Source organism: Psychrobacter sp. 78a-MNA-CIBAN-0178, from assembly GCF_040309625.1.
Classification (GTDB): Bacteria; Pseudomonadota; Gammaproteobacteria; order Pseudomonadales; family Moraxellaceae; genus Psychrobacter; species Psychrobacter okhotskensis.
In genome coordinates this window covers 203544-223096 of record NZ_JBEOOZ010000001.1, presented here as the reverse complement: position 1 = coordinate 223096, position 19553 = coordinate 203544, and the positions used below count along the sequence as shown (strand labels likewise).

14 protein-coding genes are annotated in these 19553 nt (G+C 42.5%); 13 read left to right on the top strand and 1 reads right to left on the bottom strand.

Annotation, left to right across the window (positions count from 1 at the left end; translation table 11 throughout):
- Positions 1–54: 54 nt before the first annotated feature.
- The 11 genes from AAEY80_RS00995 to recO all read left to right on the top strand — a co-directional run bounded on the left by AAEY80_RS00995 (position 55) and on the right by recO (position 14467).
- Positions 55–726, top strand: coding sequence for an ABC transporter ATP-binding protein (locus AAEY80_RS00995; protein WP_101211795.1), 672 nt, complete (start codon positions 55–57; stop codon positions 724–726).
- Positions 704–1810, top strand: coding sequence for a KpsE/RkpR family capsule polysaccharide export protein (locus AAEY80_RS00990; RefSeq protein ID WP_227502344.1), 1107 nt, complete (start codon positions 704–706; stop codon positions 1808–1810). Before AAEY80_RS00995 ends, AAEY80_RS00990 begins: the two co-directional genes overlap by 23 nt.
- Before the next feature lie 138 nt (positions 1811–1948).
- A complete protein-coding gene (locus AAEY80_RS00985) occupies positions 1949–3730 on the top strand; it encodes a polysaccharide biosynthesis/export family protein (RefSeq protein ID WP_201616468.1) in 1782 nt (593 codons plus the stop codon).
- 33 nt (positions 3731–3763) lie between these two features.
- Positions 3764–6355: a capsule polysaccharide biogenesis protein gene (locus AAEY80_RS00980; protein ID WP_350587757.1), complete on the top strand. Its 2592-nt coding sequence runs from the start codon at positions 3764–3766 to the stop codon at positions 6353–6355.
- Positions 6356–6508: 153 nt separating this feature from the next.
- On the top strand, positions 6509–7726 hold the full coding sequence (locus AAEY80_RS00975; protein WP_227687578.1) for a capsule polysaccharide biogenesis protein: 1218 nt from the start codon (positions 6509–6511) through the stop codon (positions 7724–7726).
- Positions 7727–7997: 271 nt separating this feature from the next.
- Complete coding sequence (lepA, locus tag AAEY80_RS00970; RefSeq protein WP_025651617.1) at positions 7998–9794, top strand: translation elongation factor 4; 1797 nt, start codon at positions 7998–8000, stop codon at positions 9792–9794.
- 78 nt (positions 9795–9872) lie between these two features.
- Positions 9873–10775: a signal peptidase I gene (gene lepB / locus AAEY80_RS00965; RefSeq protein WP_201616464.1), complete on the top strand. Its 903-nt coding sequence runs from the start codon at positions 9873–9875 to the stop codon at positions 10773–10775.
- Between the two features lie 185 nt (positions 10776–10960).
- Complete coding sequence (locus AAEY80_RS00960) at positions 10961–11356, top strand: DUF4845 domain-containing protein (protein ID WP_025651615.1); 396 nt, start codon at positions 10961–10963, stop codon at positions 11354–11356.
- 154 nt (positions 11357–11510) lie between these two features.
- Positions 11511–12308, top strand: coding sequence for a ribonuclease III (rnc, locus tag AAEY80_RS00955; RefSeq protein ID WP_025651614.1), 798 nt, complete (start codon positions 11511–11513; stop codon positions 12306–12308).
- A 362-nt stretch (positions 12309–12670) separates the two neighbouring features.
- A complete protein-coding gene (era, locus tag AAEY80_RS00950) occupies positions 12671–13636 on the top strand; it encodes a GTPase Era (RefSeq protein WP_051395131.1) in 966 nt (321 codons plus the stop codon).
- 60 nt (positions 13637–13696) lie between these two features.
- Complete coding sequence (gene recO / locus AAEY80_RS00945; RefSeq protein WP_101211800.1) at positions 13697–14467, top strand: DNA repair protein RecO; 771 nt, start codon at positions 13697–13699, stop codon at positions 14465–14467.
- Between the two features lie 196 nt (positions 14468–14663).
- On the opposite strand, the gene AAEY80_RS00940 is transcribed toward recO, so the two are convergent.
- On the bottom strand, positions 14664–15389 hold the full coding sequence (locus AAEY80_RS00940) for a GspH/FimT family pseudopilin (RefSeq protein WP_227674977.1): 726 nt from the start codon (positions 15387–15389) through the stop codon (positions 14664–14666).
- Positions 15390–15971: 582 nt separating this feature from the next.
- On the opposite strand from AAEY80_RS00940, the gene AAEY80_RS00935 reads away from it, so the two are divergent.
- A complete protein-coding gene (locus AAEY80_RS00935) occupies positions 15972–17267 on the top strand; it encodes an OmpA family protein (RefSeq protein ID WP_350587756.1) in 1296 nt (431 codons plus the stop codon).
- Between the two features lie 356 nt (positions 17268–17623).
- Positions 17624–19474, top strand: coding sequence for a translational GTPase TypA (typA, locus tag AAEY80_RS00930; protein ID WP_025650910.1), 1851 nt, complete (start codon positions 17624–17626; stop codon positions 19472–19474).
- Positions 19475–19553: the final 79 nt, after the last annotated feature.

Genomic DNA, 19553 nt, shown 5'->3' with positions numbered 1-19553 from the left:
AGCTAACTTTCTCCTTAGTATTATTGATAGTCATTCAAAAATATAGGTAGATAAATGATCGAGATCAAAAATATTTCCAAATCATTTATGACTAAGCAAGGTCGGCATTATTTATTTAAAGATTTAAACCTGACCATCGGTGATAAAAAAAATGTAGGTTTACTTGGTCGAAATGGTGCGGGTAAATCAACGTTGCTGCGGATTATTTGTGGTCTTGATGAGCCGGATAGTGGTGAAATTATTACCGATTCCACTATTTCTTGGCCAGTAGGCGTAGCAGGCGGTTTCCAAGGGAGTTTGACGGGCCGTCAAAACGTGCGTTTTGTTTGTCGTCTTTACTCAAGCGGACCCTATATCGATGAAAAAATTCGTTTTGTCGAAGAATTTGCTGACATTGGTAATTATTTTGATATGCCAGTAAAAAGCTATTCTTCAGGTATGAAAGCACGCTTAACCTTTGGTTTAAGCTTAGCCTTTGATTTTGATTATTATATGCTTGATGAAGCTGGTGCGGTTGGTGACGCCGCTTTTCGTAAGCGTAGTGAAGAGATTTTAGCAGCGCGCCGTCAGCAAGCCGGGTTTTTAATTGTATCGCATAACATCGGTGATATTAAGCGTAATTGCGATATTGGTATTGTGCTAATGGATCAAACAGCACACGTCTTTGATGACACAACAGAAGCGATTGAGGTTTATGAAAAGCATGTCCACAAAGCGAAAAAATAAGATAATTGACTTCTCGCTGTTCATTGGCTTGGTGATCCTCCCTTGGGTGTTGGTGATCTTTTATGTCATGACCCTTGCACATCCGCGCTTTATTTCGACAGCTGATGTGGTCGTGAAACAAGTGAGCGAATCTAGCGTACCTTCTGGTGGCGGTCTATCGGCCTTATTAGGTGTGAATAGCACCAGTAAAGAAGATGCAACCTATCTGACTGAATATATACTGTCCAATGATATGGTGAAGCGCCTTGATAATAAGTTTAAGTTCCGCGAGGCTTATTATGTTGACGGTTCGGATCCTATTTACGAGATTGATCCTGATGCGTCGCAAGAAGATTTACTCGAATATTTTAAAAGTCGGGTTCATATCAATCTTGACGAACAAAGCTATGTATTGTCAGTATCGACAGAAGCCTTTGATTCAGACTACGCTTTTGAGCTTAACAAAGCGATTTTGAGTGAGTCTGAACAGTTTGTAAACCGCATTTCACAAGAGGTCGCGCGTGATCAACTGGTGTTTGCCGAGACGCAACTCGATGAATCACAGGATCGCTTGAATGATGCCAAAGAACAGTTGCTCAATTATCAAAATGAAAACGAAATTTATGACCCGCAGGCCAATGCCCAAATTGTTAATCAACTGATTGGTAGCCTACAAGCGCAGCTTAGCTCATTACGCACTGAAGAGCGACAATTGCTAAGCTATTTGAACCCAGATGCGCCGCAAGTGGTGTCGTTAAGAAGTCAAATCAAGGCAGTTGAAGAGCAGATTGCTCAAGAACAAACCAAACTAACCTCACCAAATACGACCAAATTGAACCGTCAAGCTGTACAGTTTGAGACGATTAAAGCGGATGTTGAGTTCGCCACTGAGTTATATAAGTTGTCACTATCATCGCTTGAAAAGGCCCGCTTAGAAGCCTTTAAAAAAATGAAAAACTTGATTGTAATCTCAACCCCTTATGAGGCTGAAGAAGCATCCTATCCGCGTCATATTTATATTATTTGGACATCGCTGGCATTGCTTTTGATGCTTTATGGCTTTGTACGTCTAGTAATGGCAGTGGTTCGTGACCATCGCAGCTAACTTTGGATTGTCTTACAGGGTAAGTTTTAAAATTTTTACCCTGTAAAAAGCTAAAGATTTGATGCGCTTGGCAATCGCGAACGATTTGCCAAACCAAATACCAGTAATGATCGATAGATCTGCAAAGGAATACAACGCATGAACATGAAACCACGTCCTATCGTGACCATGATTAAGGTAATCAGCTTGACGATGGCTGCGACCAGCATCTCGGCAATAGCAGCAACCAGTTATGCGGATCAAATAGCAGGGTCTAGCTTTGGTACTAGTAGCAATAGCATGAGTCAAGACCAAAACCGCAGTAACATTAATGTCTCAACGCAAGCTTTCTCTGGTGGAGTTCCGGGTCAAGCAACAACGCAAGAAGCCGTCAATGCAGCAAGCTTACCGAGTCAGTCAGTGATCAATACCACGCGCCCTTACCAAGATATCGACACTCAAGATATGATGTTTGGGGAGCAGCTATTTCGCGGTGCGTTTTCGACGACTTCTGGTTCTACCTTTAACGACAGCTATGTGATTAATCCTGGTGATAATGTACAAGTACGAATGTGGGGCGCCTATCAATATGCCGCGACCACGACTGTAGATCCGCAAGGTAATATTTTCTTACCGAATGTTGGTCCAGTCCGTATCTCTGGTGTGCAAAATGGCAGTCTACAAAACGTGGTCAAAAGTGCGGTCAGTCGTATTTATCGCTCGAACGTCGGCGTTTATGCGTCATTAGAGCAAGCACAGCCAGTGAAAGTTTTCGTGACTGGCTTTGTCAAACAACCCGGTTATTATGGTGGGCTTGCAGCAGATTCAGTATTGTCCTATTTAGACCGTGCGGGCGGCGTTGATCCAACCCGCGGCAGTTATATTGATATCCAAATCAAACGTAATGGTCAGATGTTGCAGCAAGTCAATTTATATGATTTTTTATTGGCGGGTAAATTACAGTCATTTGCATTCCGTGATGGTGACGTCATTACTGTTGCCCCACAGAAAAAAACCTTTCAAGTGGGCGGGGAAGTTCAGAACGAATACACCTTTGAGTTTGATGTAAACGACTTAACCATCGGTGATGTACTGCAAGTTGCTAGTCCCGCAGCTAAAGCTACCAACGTTAGCATCACTCGCAGTGCAGGACGCGCGCAAACCGCAGAATATTACTCCCTTGCAGAAGCGCAGAATGTTCCTGTCTATAATGGCGATCAGATGGTGGTTACCTCAGATCGTTATGCCGGCACCATCGCCGTACAAGTTAAAGGCGCTCATACGGGTAATGGTGCCATGGTTGTACCTTATGGTGCTCGTCTAAAAGACATCGTCCCCCAGTTGCAACCAAGCCCATTGGCGAAGCTGACGCATTTAACGATTTATCGTGAGTCTGTTGCTGAACAGCAAAAACGCATGATTAACGAATCGCTGGATCGTTTGGAAGAATTGACGCTTGCCAGTCAATCGACAACGCGTGAAGAGGCGGCATTGCGTCAAGACGATGCCAATTTGGTCAAGCAGTTTGTCGCCAAAGCCCGTAATGTTAAAACCACTGGTCAAATCGTCGTCGTACCGAATTCATGGCAGGATATTATCCTACAGCAAGGCGATATCATTGAGATACCCGCGCAAACCTCTGTGATTACGGTCAATGGTCAAGTACGAGCACAAGGCGCGCTTACCTTTAATCCAGATTATACGGTTGGTGACTATATTGCCAACTCAGGTGGCTTCACTGATAACGCTGATGCTAAAGATATTTTAGTTGTTCATCAAAATGGGGCAAACGAAGTGGTCAATACCGCTTATCGTATCCAGCAAGGTGATGAAATCATGGTATTGCCGAAAGTCAAAACCAAGCGTGTAGAAATTGCCCGTGGCTTGTCGCAAATACTTTATCAATTAGCCATTGCGGCCAAAGTTGTCCTAGATCTATAGTCAACCCTATATAACTTGAATAAGGTAGAGAAAATGGCAAAAAGTGTGACAAATAAGGATAAGATGCCGCTGGCGTTACCCTTTATTGACGCACTTTTTTTGCCATCAATGAAATCTAATTTATTGCCATCTAATTTATCAAAACCTGAACCGTTGGAGTCTACTGCGCCAAAACGTCTGGCGGTAGTCGGTAAAGGAATGCGCCGTAATAACCTTCTACTGTCAGACGTCTTACGAGCAGAGCTACAGCGTTGGTATCCTTGGTCAGCTTTGCAACAGCGCTTTAACGTAGGGCCTAAAACCCCTCATGCTTTTATCGGTTGGGGTCATAAAAAAAGCTATCAACGAGCAAAGCGCGCCGCCAACCGGCAAGGGCTGCCGACATTAAGTATTGAAGATGGCTTCTTACGTTCGCTAGATTCTGGGCTTAGTAGCCGCTATGGATTAAGTGTGGTTATTGATGATATCGGTATCTACTTTGATTCGACGCAGCGCTCACGCCTTGAACAGCTAATTATTCAACGTGCTCATGATTATTCAAGTGCGCATGACTTATTGTCAGACAACAAGCGCGCGCAAGCCTTAATGGCGCGTATTTGCAACGCTAAATTAAGCAAATACAATGCAGTGATTGCAAGTCCCTCATTAGATGACTTGGTGACCGAGAAAAATTCTAATATAGCGCCCACTGCTCCAAAAACGCATGTGTTGTTAATTGATCAAGTCGTTGGTGATGCCTCTATCAAAGGCGCGGGTGCTGATGGTAAGCAGTTCAAGCGCATGTTAAAAGCTGCTTGCCGTAATCACCCTCATGCCCATATTTGGATCAAAGCCCATCCTGCAGCAAAATCAGGATACCTGACCCGTTTAAAACGACCTAAAAACGTTCGACTGTTAACCCAAGCGCTTAACCCTATCGAGCTGTTGACGCAAGTTAGCGATGTTTATACCGTTAGCTCGCACATGGGTTTTGAGGCATTAATGCTCGGCAAAACAGTACATTGCTTTGGCGTTAATTGGTATAGTGGTTGGGGTTTGACCGATGATAGCGGTGCACCAAAGCGCTTGCTTAAAGTAGTAAAGAAGCGCCGTCAAGCGTTTGCTATTGCCATGACACCGCTTGAAAAATCAACAGAATCAGGGCGACTTTCTAAGTTACTGACAAAACCGTGGAAAAGACCTGAGCATCTGCCTAACCAGCGAAGAAAGCAATCTTCTAATAACCTTAGGGTTACGTTAGAAACCTTATTTTATAGTGCTTATATCGATTATAGTTCCTATGTAGATCCAGCTACCAAGCAAGCTTGCGAGATTGATAGCGCCATTGAGTGGTTAATCACCAATCGCTATTGGCAAGGACGACTTGAGGGTAATTTAACGGTATACGAGTTTAGCCGTTGGAAGCTGCCCTTTGTGAAAGCTTTTGTCAATCTACCTCGTACCAATTTGTTTGTAAAACCCAAGCCACGCCTCAAAAATTTACTGCATCCTGATCACTTACGGGTTAATTATCAGCAGCCGCTACTGGTATGGGGTCTAGCCAAGCGCCAGCAAGTACAAAAGAAACGACAAAGTAAATTGGTTGGGCAACGCTCAGATATCACAGCTATTTACTGTATGGAAGATGGGTTTATTCGCTCAAACGGTTTGGGAGCTACCTTATTGGCACCGTTGTCTGTGGTTATAGACAAGCAAGGTATCTATTATGATGCAACGCAGCCATCAGATTTGGAAACGCTATTGCGTTACTGTGAGGCCTTGACGCCAAAGCAGTGTGCACGAGTAGAGTCGCTGCGAGACAAGCTGCTGACTCAGCGGGTAAGCAAGTACAATGTGGGCAGTCATACGCCTGATTCTGATAGCAATGCTGATGGTCAGTGGAGGCAGGCCTCAATAGCATCTGGAAAATCGCGAATTCTTATTGTCGGGCAAGTAGAAGACGACTTGTCGGTGCAATATTGTGGTTCAACGATTAAAACCAACAGTGGCTTGATTGCGCGTGTACGCCAAGACAATCCTGATGCTTATCTGATTTATAAGCCGCATCCAGATGTTGAGGCAGGGTTACGCGCAGGAAAGGTAGCGGCCGCGCATCTGAAACAGGTACAAGCGGTCGCTTATGATACCGCAATGCCGGACTGTTTAGACAGTGTTGATGAGGTGCATACTATTAGCTCATTGACAGGTTTTGAAGCCTTGCTTCGTGGTTTAGACGTCACTTGTTACGGCTTACCGTTTTATGCCGGTTGGGGTTTAACGACAGATATTGATGCCCAACTATCACCAAAAGCGGACTATTTAAAGAGACGAAAACGACAGACGTCGTTGACGCTTGAACAACTGCTACACTGTACGTTAATAGACTACCCTTTGTATCGCCTTCCTAATGGCTATGGACTGGCGCAAGTCGAGCAAGTGATTGACTATTTGTACCCGCCGAAAAATAAGGATTTTGCCGTGAAGCAAAACCAGATAAATAATGCTTCGATGAAGACAAGTGTCACGTCAAAAATGCCTTTATCTCTAAGCAGCCAGATACCTAGCCAGTTTAAGCGCCGTGCTGCCACGTATTTTATGCAGCAGCGCCATCAATGGCAGCAGCGCTTACGTAAATCATCTCGTTAATAAACGCCAAGTACCTCTTATAAATCCATTGCGACAAGCAAGGGTTTTTTCGGTATAATTGTTTGTCATTTAGGGTTATTTACTCAATCCCTTTGCCTCTCTTTTGTCTGTCTATTCTTCAATCAATGGTAATCTAATACTATGGCAGCTTCGATGTCTCATTTGCTTACTCATCGACACGTCTTGCTGTTACAGGGAAAGATGGGCGGCTTTTTCAATCGCTTTTCTACATTTTTGCAGACTCAAAATATTCAAGTAAGTAAAATCAACTTTAATGCCGGTGATGCGTTTTTTTATAGCCATCCTAATACACATGAGTACACAGGTACTTTGGCGCAGTTTTCGTCTTGGCTACAGGCCTTTATTAGCGAGCATAATATTGATGCGATTGTGTGTTTTGGTGACTGCCGCCCGCATCATACACAAGCGTCGTGCATCAGTGAAAAGTTAGGCACTTCATTTTTTGTGTTCGAAGAAGGCTATTTGCGACCCGATTATATTACCTTGCAGGAGTACGGTATTAATGGTAATTCGCGGTTAAAAATTGCCGATATTAAAGCGTTGAATAAAGCCAATGATAAGCCGTTATATACGCACAATCGCTTTTATCGCTTGAGTATCGCCGCCATCGTTTACTACATTATTGCTTGGCTATACAAGAGTCGCTATCCCCATTATTCGCATTACCGAGGTATGACAGCGTGGCAAGAGGCAATAGCATGGTTAAAAGCGCCATGGCGTAAGCTGCGCGGCTATGTACCTGACAAACAACTACAAAAGAGACTGACCAAACAAGAAAGTGATAATTACTTCTTGATTAGCCTACAAGTACACAATGACTCGCAGATTACTCATCACAGTGATTATCGTGATGTGGTGCAGTTCATTGACGAAGCCATCGCAAGCTTTGCAGGTCATGCTCATGAGGCGCATTTATTGGTATTTAAGCACCATCCGTTAGATCGCGGTCATCGAGATTATCGAGAATTGGTCTGCAGTTTGGCTGCGCGCTATCAGGTCAGTCATCGCGTTTTTTATGGCTGCGATATGCATCTGCCAACCTTGATGAAGCATAGTATTGGTATGGTGACGATTAATAGTACGACAGGGCTACAGTCGGTATATCATAAAAAACCTACCAAGGTTATGGGTCGCGCGATTTACGACACCCCAAAACTGACAGACCCAAAGCCGCTTGATGATTTTTGGCAGCATCCCAAAAGCCCAGATAATGAGTTTTATTTAAGGTTTCGTGAATATCTGATTGAACAGACGCAAATCAATGGCGCTTTTTATGGCAAATCACCCTGGATGTATAAGTATTTAAAGCCAACGGATGCCACTAGCATAAGTTCTGATACCGCTAAATAACTTATCAGACAGAGCCAGCCAATGATGTCTTGGTTAAATTAAAGCCATTAATATTGCGTTGTAAAATGTTAATCTAAGCACTTATTTAATCGTTAACACTACTCAGTCGTTAATGTCAGTAGCCATTCCAATCCCTGCTAATAAAATCGCCTTACTTTACAGTGGAAAACTGCTAGAATACCTGCATACATCGGTACGCTTTAGCAATGGCTATTATTACCATTGTGCGAACCGATCATTACTCCAACATCCATTATTTAGTAGGCGCTTTGTGACTGCATTAGCCAATATTCGTAACTTTTCTATTATTGCCCACATTGATCATGGCAAATCGACCCTTGCCGATCGTTTTATTCAGATGTGTGGCGCGCTGCAAGATCGCGAGATGCAGGCACAAGTCCTTGATTCCATGGATATTGAGCGTGAGCGCGGTATCACGATTAAAGCACAGTCGGTGACGCTGTATTATGATCATCCAAACGGTGAGCGTTATCAGCTAAACTTTATTGATACCCCGGGTCACGTCGATTTCTCTTATGAAGTCTCACGCTCACTAGCGGCTTGTGAAGGCGCACTATTGGTTGTAGATGCGGCTCAGGGCGTCGAAGCACAATCGGTCGCCAACTGTTATACCGCAGTGGATCAAGGTTTAGAGGTGATGGCAGTCTTAAATAAGATTGATCTACCACAAGTTGAGCCTGAGCGTGTCATTCAAGAGATTGAAGATATCATTGGCATCGATGCCGTTGATGCGCCGCGCGTGTCGGCGAAATCAGGTCTTGGCGTTGATAAGTTACTTGAGGCATTGGTTGAGTTTATTCCTGCGCCAACGGGTGACCGTGACGCACCGCTACAAGCGTTAATTATCGATTCATGGTTTGATAATTATTTGGGCGTCGTATCACTAGTACGTGTCCGCCAAGGTACCATAAAAAAAGGTGACAAACTTTATATTAAATCGACCAAAGATGCGCATTTGGTCGGATCCATTGGTGTATTTACCCCAAAACCATTAGATACAGGTATCTTACAAGCGGGTGAAGTTGGCTTTATTATTGCGGGTATCAAGGATATTGCTGGCGCGCCAGTGGGTGATACGATTACGCATGCCAGTACGCCAGATGTTGATCGTATTCCTGGATTTAAACAGATTACCCCGCAAGTATATGCCGGTATGTTCCCTGTTGAATCGACTGATTTTGAAAAGTTCCGTGAAGCGCTGCAAAAATTACAAATTAATGATGCGTCATTGTTTTTTGAGCCAGACACTTCTGATGCACTAGGTTTTGGTTTTCGTTGTGGCTTCCTCGGCATGCTGCATATGGAGATTATCCAAGAGCGTTTAGAGCGCGAATATGACTTGGATTTGATTACCACTGCGCCGTCAGTTATCTACGAGATTGTAAAAAAAGATGGCAGTATTATTTACGTTGATAACCCATCAAGATTGCCCGAACCGAATAATATCGAAGAGTTCCGTGAGCCGATTGCCCGCTGTCAGATTTTAGTACCGCAGGATTATCTCGGTAACGTGATGACGCTTTGTATTGAGCGCCGCGGGGTACAGGTAGATATGCGCTTTATGGGTCGTCAAGTACAGCTGATCTTTGATATTCCGATGGGGGAGGTGGTCATGGACTTCTTTGACCGTCTAAAATCAGTATCGCGTGGTTTTGCGTCACTTGATTATAATTTTGAGCGTTATCAAGTGGATAAATTGGTTAAGGTAGATGTATTAATCAATGGTGAGAAAGTCGATGCGCTTGCCATGATTGTGCACGAAACCCAATCGCGTTACCGTGGTAATGCGCTCGTTGGTAAGATGAAAGAGCTGATCCCACGTCAGATGTTTGATGTCGCCATTCAAGCGGCAATTGGTAGCCAGATTATCGGACGTAGTACCGTAAAAGCCATGCGTAAAGACGTCTTGGCTAAATGTTATGGCGGTGATGTGTCGCGTAAGAAAAAGCTGCTCTCAAAACAGAAAGCCGGTAAAAAACGCATGAAGCAAGTGGGTAATGTCGAGATTCCACAAGAAGCCTTCTTAGCGGTACTGCAGGTAGATTAGATTATTAATAGACGAATATCATGGCTGGTTTTACCGATATCATCGTTGGATAAGTAGCTCGCTAATAGGCAATTAAGTATGGATTTTGATTTTAATTTGATTTTAGTGCCATTAACTATTGGCTTGGGTATTATTTGGCTATTGGATAAGCTGGCGCTAAAACAGCGTAAAACACGTGGCCGCGGCCAAGAGAGCTTACTGGTACGTTGGGCCTATGATTTTTTCCCCGTATTGGCAGTAGTATTAATAGTTCGCTCATTTTTAATTGAGCCTTTTAATATTCCGTCCTCATCCATGGTACCAACTTTATATACTGGCGATTTTATTGCCGTCAATAAATATGCTTATGGAGTGCGCCTGCCGCTGACTTACAATAAGGTATTGGATACTGGCGAGCCGGAACATGGCGACGTGGCGGTCTTTCGCTACCCTGAAAACCCTAGTATTTATTATATCAAACGTGTCATTGGCTTGCCGGGTGACACAGTCAGCTATGATCAAGGTACGCTTGCTATCAATGATGTGCCTGTAACAACCAAATCTATTGATTTTGATGCCAATGCTGAGCTAACTGCACAGCTGTACCCTGCCGGACAAGTTGCCCCAGGACAAGTGCTGACGGAAGAAAATGCGGCAGCAATGGGTCAGCAAGAAGAGGGTGAAGCGCAGTATTTTCAAGAAACGCAGGGTGAGCATGAGCATCTCGTTCGTTACTTGAAAGGCATGAATAGCTCACAGTATGCGCCCTTTTTGCAGCAACAAGCACCAGAAGTGGTTAGCTCAGAGGGTAACGAGTGGCGTATTAAAGTTCCTGAAGGTAATTATTTTGTGATGGGTGATAACCGTGATCGCAGTGCCGACGGCCGTTTTTGGGGCTTTGTCCCTGATGAAAACCTAGCAGGCAAGGCTGTTTATATTTGGATGCATAAGCCACCAGGTCTCAATTTGCCCACCTTTGCACGTAACAGCGCTATTGATTAAAGTTCTGAAGCGATTAAATTTATAAAGTGATTAAATTTATAAAGCAATAGCGGCTTGATGCGTCGGTCGTAGGCTGACTTATCAATAATAGTTTCGTGCTAATATTATGATTATCGATTGAATTGAGGGCATGCTGTAGTTAAGTGCTCAATAATAATATAATAATTTACCCGTTGAGAGGTGTTATGGTGCAGCAGTTATCTGGTTTGTCGACCCAGCGCGGAGCTAGTGTGACTAGCATTGTTTTATTCATCATTGTTCTCGGTATTGCCGTCAAATTGATAATTGCTATTGTACCGGCACAGATTGGTGATTATCAGCTGACCAAGCTTTTAGGAATGGAGCTTAAAGAAGCCAATGACAAAGGTGAGACGGCCAAGCAATTCGTCGAGCGTGTGAATCGGCAGCTATCTATCAATGCTGATTATGATACCAATGCAGAAGAGGTGTTTACTTTCACCAACAAAAAAACCGGTCAGTTGGCTATTTATAAGAAATATGAAGAAACCAACAACCTTTTCGGTAACGTCGATATTGTCAATCGCTTTGAAGGTGACATTGACGCAACCGTGACAGAGTAACCTGAATAGGCAGAGTGCTTATCTGTTATTTATTTAGCAAAAATTATTTACTTTTATATTTTTTAATAGCGATTAGTTATTAACTAATCACTATTAACCAGTCATTATTGACCAATTACTTCAGTAAAACAAAAGGGATAACCACAAGCCTCGCATGAAACCAACTTCGCAGCACTCTCAGGCGCTTCCTACCTCCCAAACAAATGACCCGTCTGTTGACACGCTTATTGTTAGCTCAGAATTCATCCAACGCCTAGCGATATTAACGCGCAAACTGGGTTATGTGTTTAATAACCTTACGCTTCCCAAGCTGGCACTGACTCATCGCTCGTTCGATAGCAAAAAAAACTACGAACGTTTAGAGTTTTTGGGCGATGCGCTATTGGGTATGATTGTGGGTGAGGCTTTATACCATCGTTATCCCAGTCAAAACGAAGGGCGATTGACGCGTATGCGTGCCACCTTAGTACGTCAAGAGTCACTGGTCATCATTGCTCAAAACTTAGAGCTTTCCAACCACCTCATATTAGGGGTAGGTGAGCGCAAGGGTGGCGGTCGTAATCGCGCCTCTATACTAGCCGATGCTGTAGAGTCGCTGATTGGCGCTATCTATCTAGACAGTCAGGATATGACTATTACTCGTGATTGCGTGCTCTCATGGTATGGCGATCTGATCGATAATGTCAACGACCAAAAAGCCCTAAAAGATGCTAAGAGCCGCTTGCAAGAATGGCTGCAATCTAAACAATTCGATTTGCCACATTATGAGCTGATGGAAACGCGTGGCAATGCACCACACCAAATTTTTGTGGTGCGCTGTCAGGTAAATATTAGTAATTGTCCTGATATTACTGAATCGGGTGAGAGTCGCCGTATTGCTGAGCAAAAAGCAGCAGAGCTAATGATTAACCAGCTACATAAACTGCCAAGCTTGCCAAAAACTCGCTCATAATCTAAATCTTAAAGCCATATTTTATAAAACAATAAATTTACATTTTTTTAAGTAAGGGTTATTTTTAAATAATACTTATTTTAAAACCGCAAATATCTCAAGCCAAGCATGGTGCTGCTATCTTATTTACTACTACTTTATTGTAGATAGCAGTAGAACTGCTGAGCTAATGATAAACCCCACAGGATAAATCTATGAGCAATCGTACTGACTTGCCATCAAATAATGAAGATAATACCGACGCTATGACCCAAAAAACAGACGTAAAACCAACGCCAGAAATCGCTGAATCAAAAAGTGCTGAATTAAATTCCGAGCACTCAGAAAACAACGATGCAGAAAACAACGATGCAGAAAATGATATGGCCATCGAAGAGTTTTTTTCGCCAAATAATAATGCGCGTATGGCTGAGGATTTTAAAGCAGGTTATGTGGCAATCGTTGGACGTCCAAACGTGGGTAAGTCAACCTTGATGAACCATTTATTGGGTCAGAAGTTATCTATTACGTCACGTAAACCGCAAACGACCCGTCATCGTATCCACGGTATTTTGTCCAATCATGAAATGCAAGCGGTGTTCGTTGATACGCCAGGTATTCATCGTAATGAAGTGCGAGCTATCAATGAGCGTATGAATAAGGCTGCCGTATCGGCACTGGTTGATGTCGATTTAGTTCTGTTTGTCGTCGACTCAGATCAGTGGCGTGACGATGATTTACTGGTTTTACAAAAGCTTGGCGATACTAATCTAACAGTAGTTTTAGTGATTAATAAAGCGGATACCTTAAAAGACAAAGGCAGCGTTTTACCATTAATCGAAACCTTTAGTGATAGCTTTGATTTCGCTGATATCGTTCCAGTTTCTGCATTAAAAAATCAAAACTTAGATCGTCTGCAAGAAGTTATTGCTTCGCATCTGCCTATTGCTGCGCCTATCTATGACACTGAGCAAATTACCGATCGTTCAGAGCGTTTCTTAGCCAGTGAAATTATCCGTGAAAAAATCATGCGCAGCGCGGGTGATGAAGTACCCTATGACTTAACGGTACAGATTGATGGCTTCAAAGACGAACCTGCGCATACCGATCCAAAGACGGGCCGCCCACGTAAAGCTTGTACCTTTATCGATGCGACGATCTACGTCGAGCGTAGTGGTCAAAAGGCAATTGTCATCGGTGATAAAGGTCAACGTATTAAACAAGTGGGTATGGATGCACGTAAGGATATGGAGCAGCTGTTTGATAAAAAAATCATGCTAACGCTTTGGGTAAAAGTGAAACGTGGTTGGTCTGATGACGAACGTGCATTGACCAGCTTGGGCTATTAACAGTGATTTAAGAATAACATCTTTGAGTGCATTTTATGATCAGCGCTGAGGTAATGATAAATGCGTAATGAAGCATTGATTGGTTATTTGTTACATCAGCGCCCTTACCAAGAAAAACGCGCTTTATATTACCTATTCTCTCAGCAGCATGGGGTCATACATGGTATTGGTAAAAAAGGCGCGCCCTTATTTATGCCCTTGCAATTGTTTGCTACGGGTAAGCGGGATTTAAAGACATTCAGCCAGATTAATATCGCACCTCAGTACGTCGTACAAACAGATGTGCTTCTAGAAGACGCTACCGCGAAAACACTCACAGCCATTCCTTACGAAAACATCACTGGTCAACAGCAATACGCTGCCTTGTATCTAAATGAGATACTCTGGCGCTTATTGCCCACTGAAGATCCGATGCCAATCTTATGGCAGCATTATCAAGACAGTTTAGATAGGCTTAAACAGCCCTTGTCTGCTAATGAGCTGCGCTTGTGTTTGCGGCAATTTGAACAGTATCTATTTAACGAGTTGGGTTTTGCCCTGACGTTAACGCATGACAATGTTCAAGATAGCATTGAGCCTTACAGTGTCTATCGGTTCTTACCTGATGTCGGTTTGGTCCCCATTGTACAAGCTGAGTTTTTAGACAGTGCTAGCCTAGGGCGAACGGTTTTTGAGGGCAACGAGATAGTGCTGATGGTAGAGCAGGGAATAAGTGATGTCACACTTAATGCTTGGTCGCGTTTACATCGGCAACTGATTGACCATCTCTTAGATTATCAGCCGCTTCAAAGTCGCTTGCTTTGGCAACAGCAACAGCGTTATCAGTTATAGCTTAAACCTCAAATCTCAAAGCATGTTAGGGTGTGTCCTCATTTTAAAAATGGTCATAAAAATGAGATAAATTGAAGTCAAATGAGGAAAGTAGCGCAAATAATATCGGGATATTAATCAGCTATTTGACGATGTTTGGCAAAATTTAGCCATTTTTAGCCCATTTAGATACAATCGCTTGAATTGAGGACACGCCCTAGTCACCACAATCAGTAGGATGACTGTCATTAGGTTTGAAACTAATATTAGCGCCTTGACTGAATGATATTTGATACATCGCCTGACTGTATACTGAGCTTGGACAATACTTAAAGTGGCCAAAATGTCCGCGTGGCTTGCCGCTATCGCCATAGAATCTGACGTAACGACGTCTTCCTGCACGCAGATGTAGGGTGCCATATTTAGGGTTTAGGGTTTGTTCTTGTAATAAGTCATCTGTGCCGCTATCGAAATGCTGATTATCGTTGTTATCTACGAATAGCAACAAGGTTTTATTGCTGTTCTTATCGCAGCGACCATTGCTATCTGACAAACATACCAATATATTTTGACGGCGAATAAGACTCTCTACTTTCGCGAGCTTTAGCGTATCTGTTAAGCCATGCCTGATACGTTTGGCTTCCATGCTTGCTAATTGCGTCAAAATAGCTGGCGCAGCAATCGTTGTGATAATCGCGAGTATTGCAACGGTGACAATCAGCTCTACCAGCGTAAAACCATTTTGACTTGAAAGTTTATAAGCGTGTTTATCGTCGGTGACATTCTGATTTAGAATCGTTTGTTTATGATTTATAGAAGAGATTTGAGACGTATAAATAAATATGATTGTACGGGCAAGCTTATTCTTAGCTAAGAGCAACTTAAGTAAAATAAATACAGATAGTTGTTGGCAATTTGACGATATTATATGTAATATAGCCATACGAGTATTACCTGTAACAAATTATGTATTTGATGCTATATTGATATGCCTATGATCACTATCACTCATTCTTGTCCGTAAACATGCAAGTTAATAACATTTAAGTTTTTGAGATAATCATCACTCTATACACGTATCATTATCGATCAGATATTCATAATGGATTAATGTTGGTTATTACAATATAAACAGAATATATGTCTATTGTCAAAAAATGTTTCAATTAGTGAATAGATAGTTTTAACAATAGAGAAAAAATACTAGTTGTACTAAAATACCCTCAACCAACAGATACGCTTCGGTTTAGAATCTATTGCGAACTCATACACAAAAGGTGAAAATCGTAAGGTGTGTTAGTTCTCAGTAACTTAAGCTGGTCATTGTGTTTTAGTTACGACATTATCGTGTAATAATGTGTAGCTCGTTAACGAAAAAAGTTGTAAACTGAATTGATAATCGCTAAGCTACTTCTAAATTAGTTTTGCTTTGTAATTTAAAATTCGTAAAAGATGTGTTTTCGGTAGCATCTTGAGAAGTAGTTTTGCTTAATGCATCACTAAAATTATCCTTTGGAGGAAGTCCATGAAATTGAATAAAATTGCTCTAGCTCTGGTTGCCGTATCGGTTGCACCTTTGGCAGCTAACGCTGGTGTTACTATTAGCCCATTGTTACTTGGTTATCACGTAACTGAGGATATCAGTGACACAGCTGACAAACAGCGTGAAGTGCTTACTACTGGTAAGAATTTACAAAACAACACTGATCGTGTAGGTAATCCTAACGGTGGTGTAGCAAAAGAAAGTGGTCTATATACTGGTGCTGCGTTAGGTATCGAGCTAACTCCTTCTACTCAGTTCCAAGTAGAATATGGTGTGTCAAGCACGAACGGCGAAGCGTCTGAAGATTCTGCTGATTCAGGCGTTAATCGTTTTGATGTTGAACAGACTATGATTTCTGGTAACTTCTTAATCGGTACTGAAGAATTTACTGGTTACACTGACAGCCCGTTCAAACCATATGTTCTAATTGGTGCTGGTCAATCTAAAATTGAAGTCGAAAACCAAGAAGCGTATGAAGCTACTTCAGACGTAGCTGGCTATGAAGTAGGCGACACTGTAAAAGCTGGTACTGAAGTATCAAACTCTAAAGACACTATCGGTAACTTAGGCCTAGGTGCTATGTATCGCATCAATGACGCGCTAAGCCTACGTGGTGAAGCTCGTGCGATTCATAACTTCGATAACAACTGGTGGGAAGGCATGGCTTTGGCCGGTCTAGAAGTTGTACTTGGTGGCCATTTAGCACCTACAGTAGCTGTTCCTCCAATGGTAGAGCCTATGGTTGAGACTCCACCAATCGTTGTTGTTGAATCTGATCTTGATTCTGACGGCGATGGCGTACCTGATAGCATTGATGCGTGCCCAGGCACTCCAATGAATGTTGTTGTTGATGAGCGCGGTTGCCCAGTACCAGTAGACATTACTGATGAGCTGAAAATGGAACTTCGTGTATTCTTTGATAACGACAAATCAGCTATCAAAAACCAATACAAACCTGAAATCGCTAAAGTAGCAGAGAAGATGCGCGAGTATCCTAACTCAACTGCACGCGTAGAAGGTCATGCTTCTAAAACTGGTCCTTCAGCACGTTATAACCAACGTCTGTCTGAAGCCCGTGCCGTTGCTGTGAAATCTATGTTGACTAACGAATTTGGTATTGCTCCAAACCGTCTATCAACCGTTGGTTATGGTTATGACCAACCAATCGCGCCAAACGACACTGAAGAAGGTCGCGCTATGAACCGTCGTGTTTATGCCATCATCACTGGTGACAAAACTATGACTGTTGAACAAACTAAAGACATGGTTGTTCAGTAAATAATAGCTAGACAGCTAACTTCTTAGTTATATCGTTACAAAAAAAGCTGCCCAATGGGTGGCTTTTTTTTATTTATGTACTGAGAAAAGCAACTTATTACGTAAATTAATCGTGCAATAATGTTATACTAGCGACCCAAACACTTTGTAGATTAACAAAGTGTACATTAGCATAGCTATCTGTACGATGGATTTTCCAGCATAGGTATTTGATTTTATTACTATTAATTAAATGAGTCTACAAATTGTGTAATCATTTAAGAGTCAAATAATCATATCTTTCTGGTTGATGGTAAAAGTTTATCCAGCGGTGCTTACTGCTACTGCATTTTTTTAAGACGAAAAGAGCATTTTATATGGCGAACGATATCAAACACCTGCGTAACATCGCAATTATTGCCCACGTTGATCACGGTAAAACAACTTTGGTTGATAAACTATTACATCAATCTGGCACTTTTGGCGACCGTGCAAACATTGCTGAACGTGCAATGGATTCAGGTGATATTGAGCAAGAGCGTGGCATTACTATTTTGGCCAAAAACACAGCTATTCGATGGACAGATAGTACTGACGATACCGAATATCGTATCAATATTGTTGATACTCCAGGTCACGCCGATTTTGGTGGAGAAGTTGAGCGTGTTATGTCGATGGTAGACTGCGTGCTTTTGGTCGTTGATGCTGTTGATGGACCAATGCCACAGACTCGTTTTGTGACACAAAAAGCCTTTGAACAAGGTTTGAAACCAATTGTCGTTATCAATAAAATTGACCGTCCTGGTTCGCGCCCTGATTGGGTTATGGATCAAATCTTTGATTTGTTTGATAACCTTGGTGCCACAGATGAGCAGTTAGATTTTCCAGTGGTTTATGCTTCGGCATTGAACGGTGTTGCTGGTCTAGAAGCCGATAGCTTGGCTGATGACATGACACCACTTTTCAAAACTATCGTTGACGTTGTGCAGCCACCACAAGTGGATGCAGATGCGCCTTTCCGTATGCAAATCTCAAGCCTTGATTTTAATAGCTTTGTTGGTGTTATTGGTATTGGTCGTATTCAACGCGGTAAGATTAAAACAAATACTCAAGTAACGATCATTGATAAGCACGGTAACACGCGTAATGGTCGTATCTTAAAAATCATGGGCTATCATGGCCTTGATCGTATCGAAGTAGAAGATGCACAAGCAGGTGATATCGTTTGTATCACTGGTATTGACGCGCTTAATATCTCAGATACTATTTGTGATCCGAACAACGTTGAAGCCTTACCAGCATTGACGGTTGATGAACCAACGGTATCAATGAACTTCCAAGTAAACAACTCACCATTCGCAGGTCGTGAAGGTAAGTTTGTGACCTCACGTAATATTCGTGAGCGTCTTGAGCGTGAGTTGATTCATAACGTGGCTTTGCGTGTAGAAGACACTGAGTCCCCTGATAAATTCAAAGTATCAGGTCGTGGTGAGCTACATTTATCGGTGTTGATCGAAAACATGCGCCGTGAAGGTTTTGAGATGGGTGTATCTGGCCCAGAAGTTATCGTTAAAGAAGTTGATGGTAAGCTACAAGAGCCGTATGAAAATGTTGTCTTTGATATTGAAGAAGAGCATCAGGGTCCAATCATGGAGCAAATCGGCTTACGTAAAGGCGAGATGACTAACATGGAGCTTGATGGTAAAGGTCGTATGCGTATTGAAGCGACTATGCCAGCGCGTGGCTTGATTGGTTTCCGTTCTGAGTTTTTAACATTGACTTCAGGTACTGGTATCATGACGTCAAGCTTCTCACATTATGGACCACAAAAAATTGGTGATGTGGGTGGTCGCTCTAATGGTGTATTGGTCTCTATGACCAAAGGTGTTTGTCTAGGCTTTGCTCTGTTTAATCTACAAAAGCGTGGCAAACTATTTGCTGAGCCACAGCTTGAAGTTTATGAAGGTATGATCGTTGGACTTAATTCACGTAACGATGATATGGCGGTGAACCCAACAACTGGCAAGCAGTTGACTAACGTTCGTGCTAGTGGTACGGATGAAGCGTTGACGTTAACACCAGCTGTCAAGTTTACTCTTGAGCAAGCGCTTGAATTTATTCAAGATGATGAATTGGTTGAAGTAACACCAAAAGCGATACGTATCCGTAAGCGCTACTTAACTGAAAGTGAACGTAAGCGTCATGGTCGTAGCAAGAAAGGTGCTTAATAGCTTATATTAATACCAATAAATATTTAAAAAAAGGCTAACACTATGTTAGCCTTTTTTGCATTTTGCTATTATACCC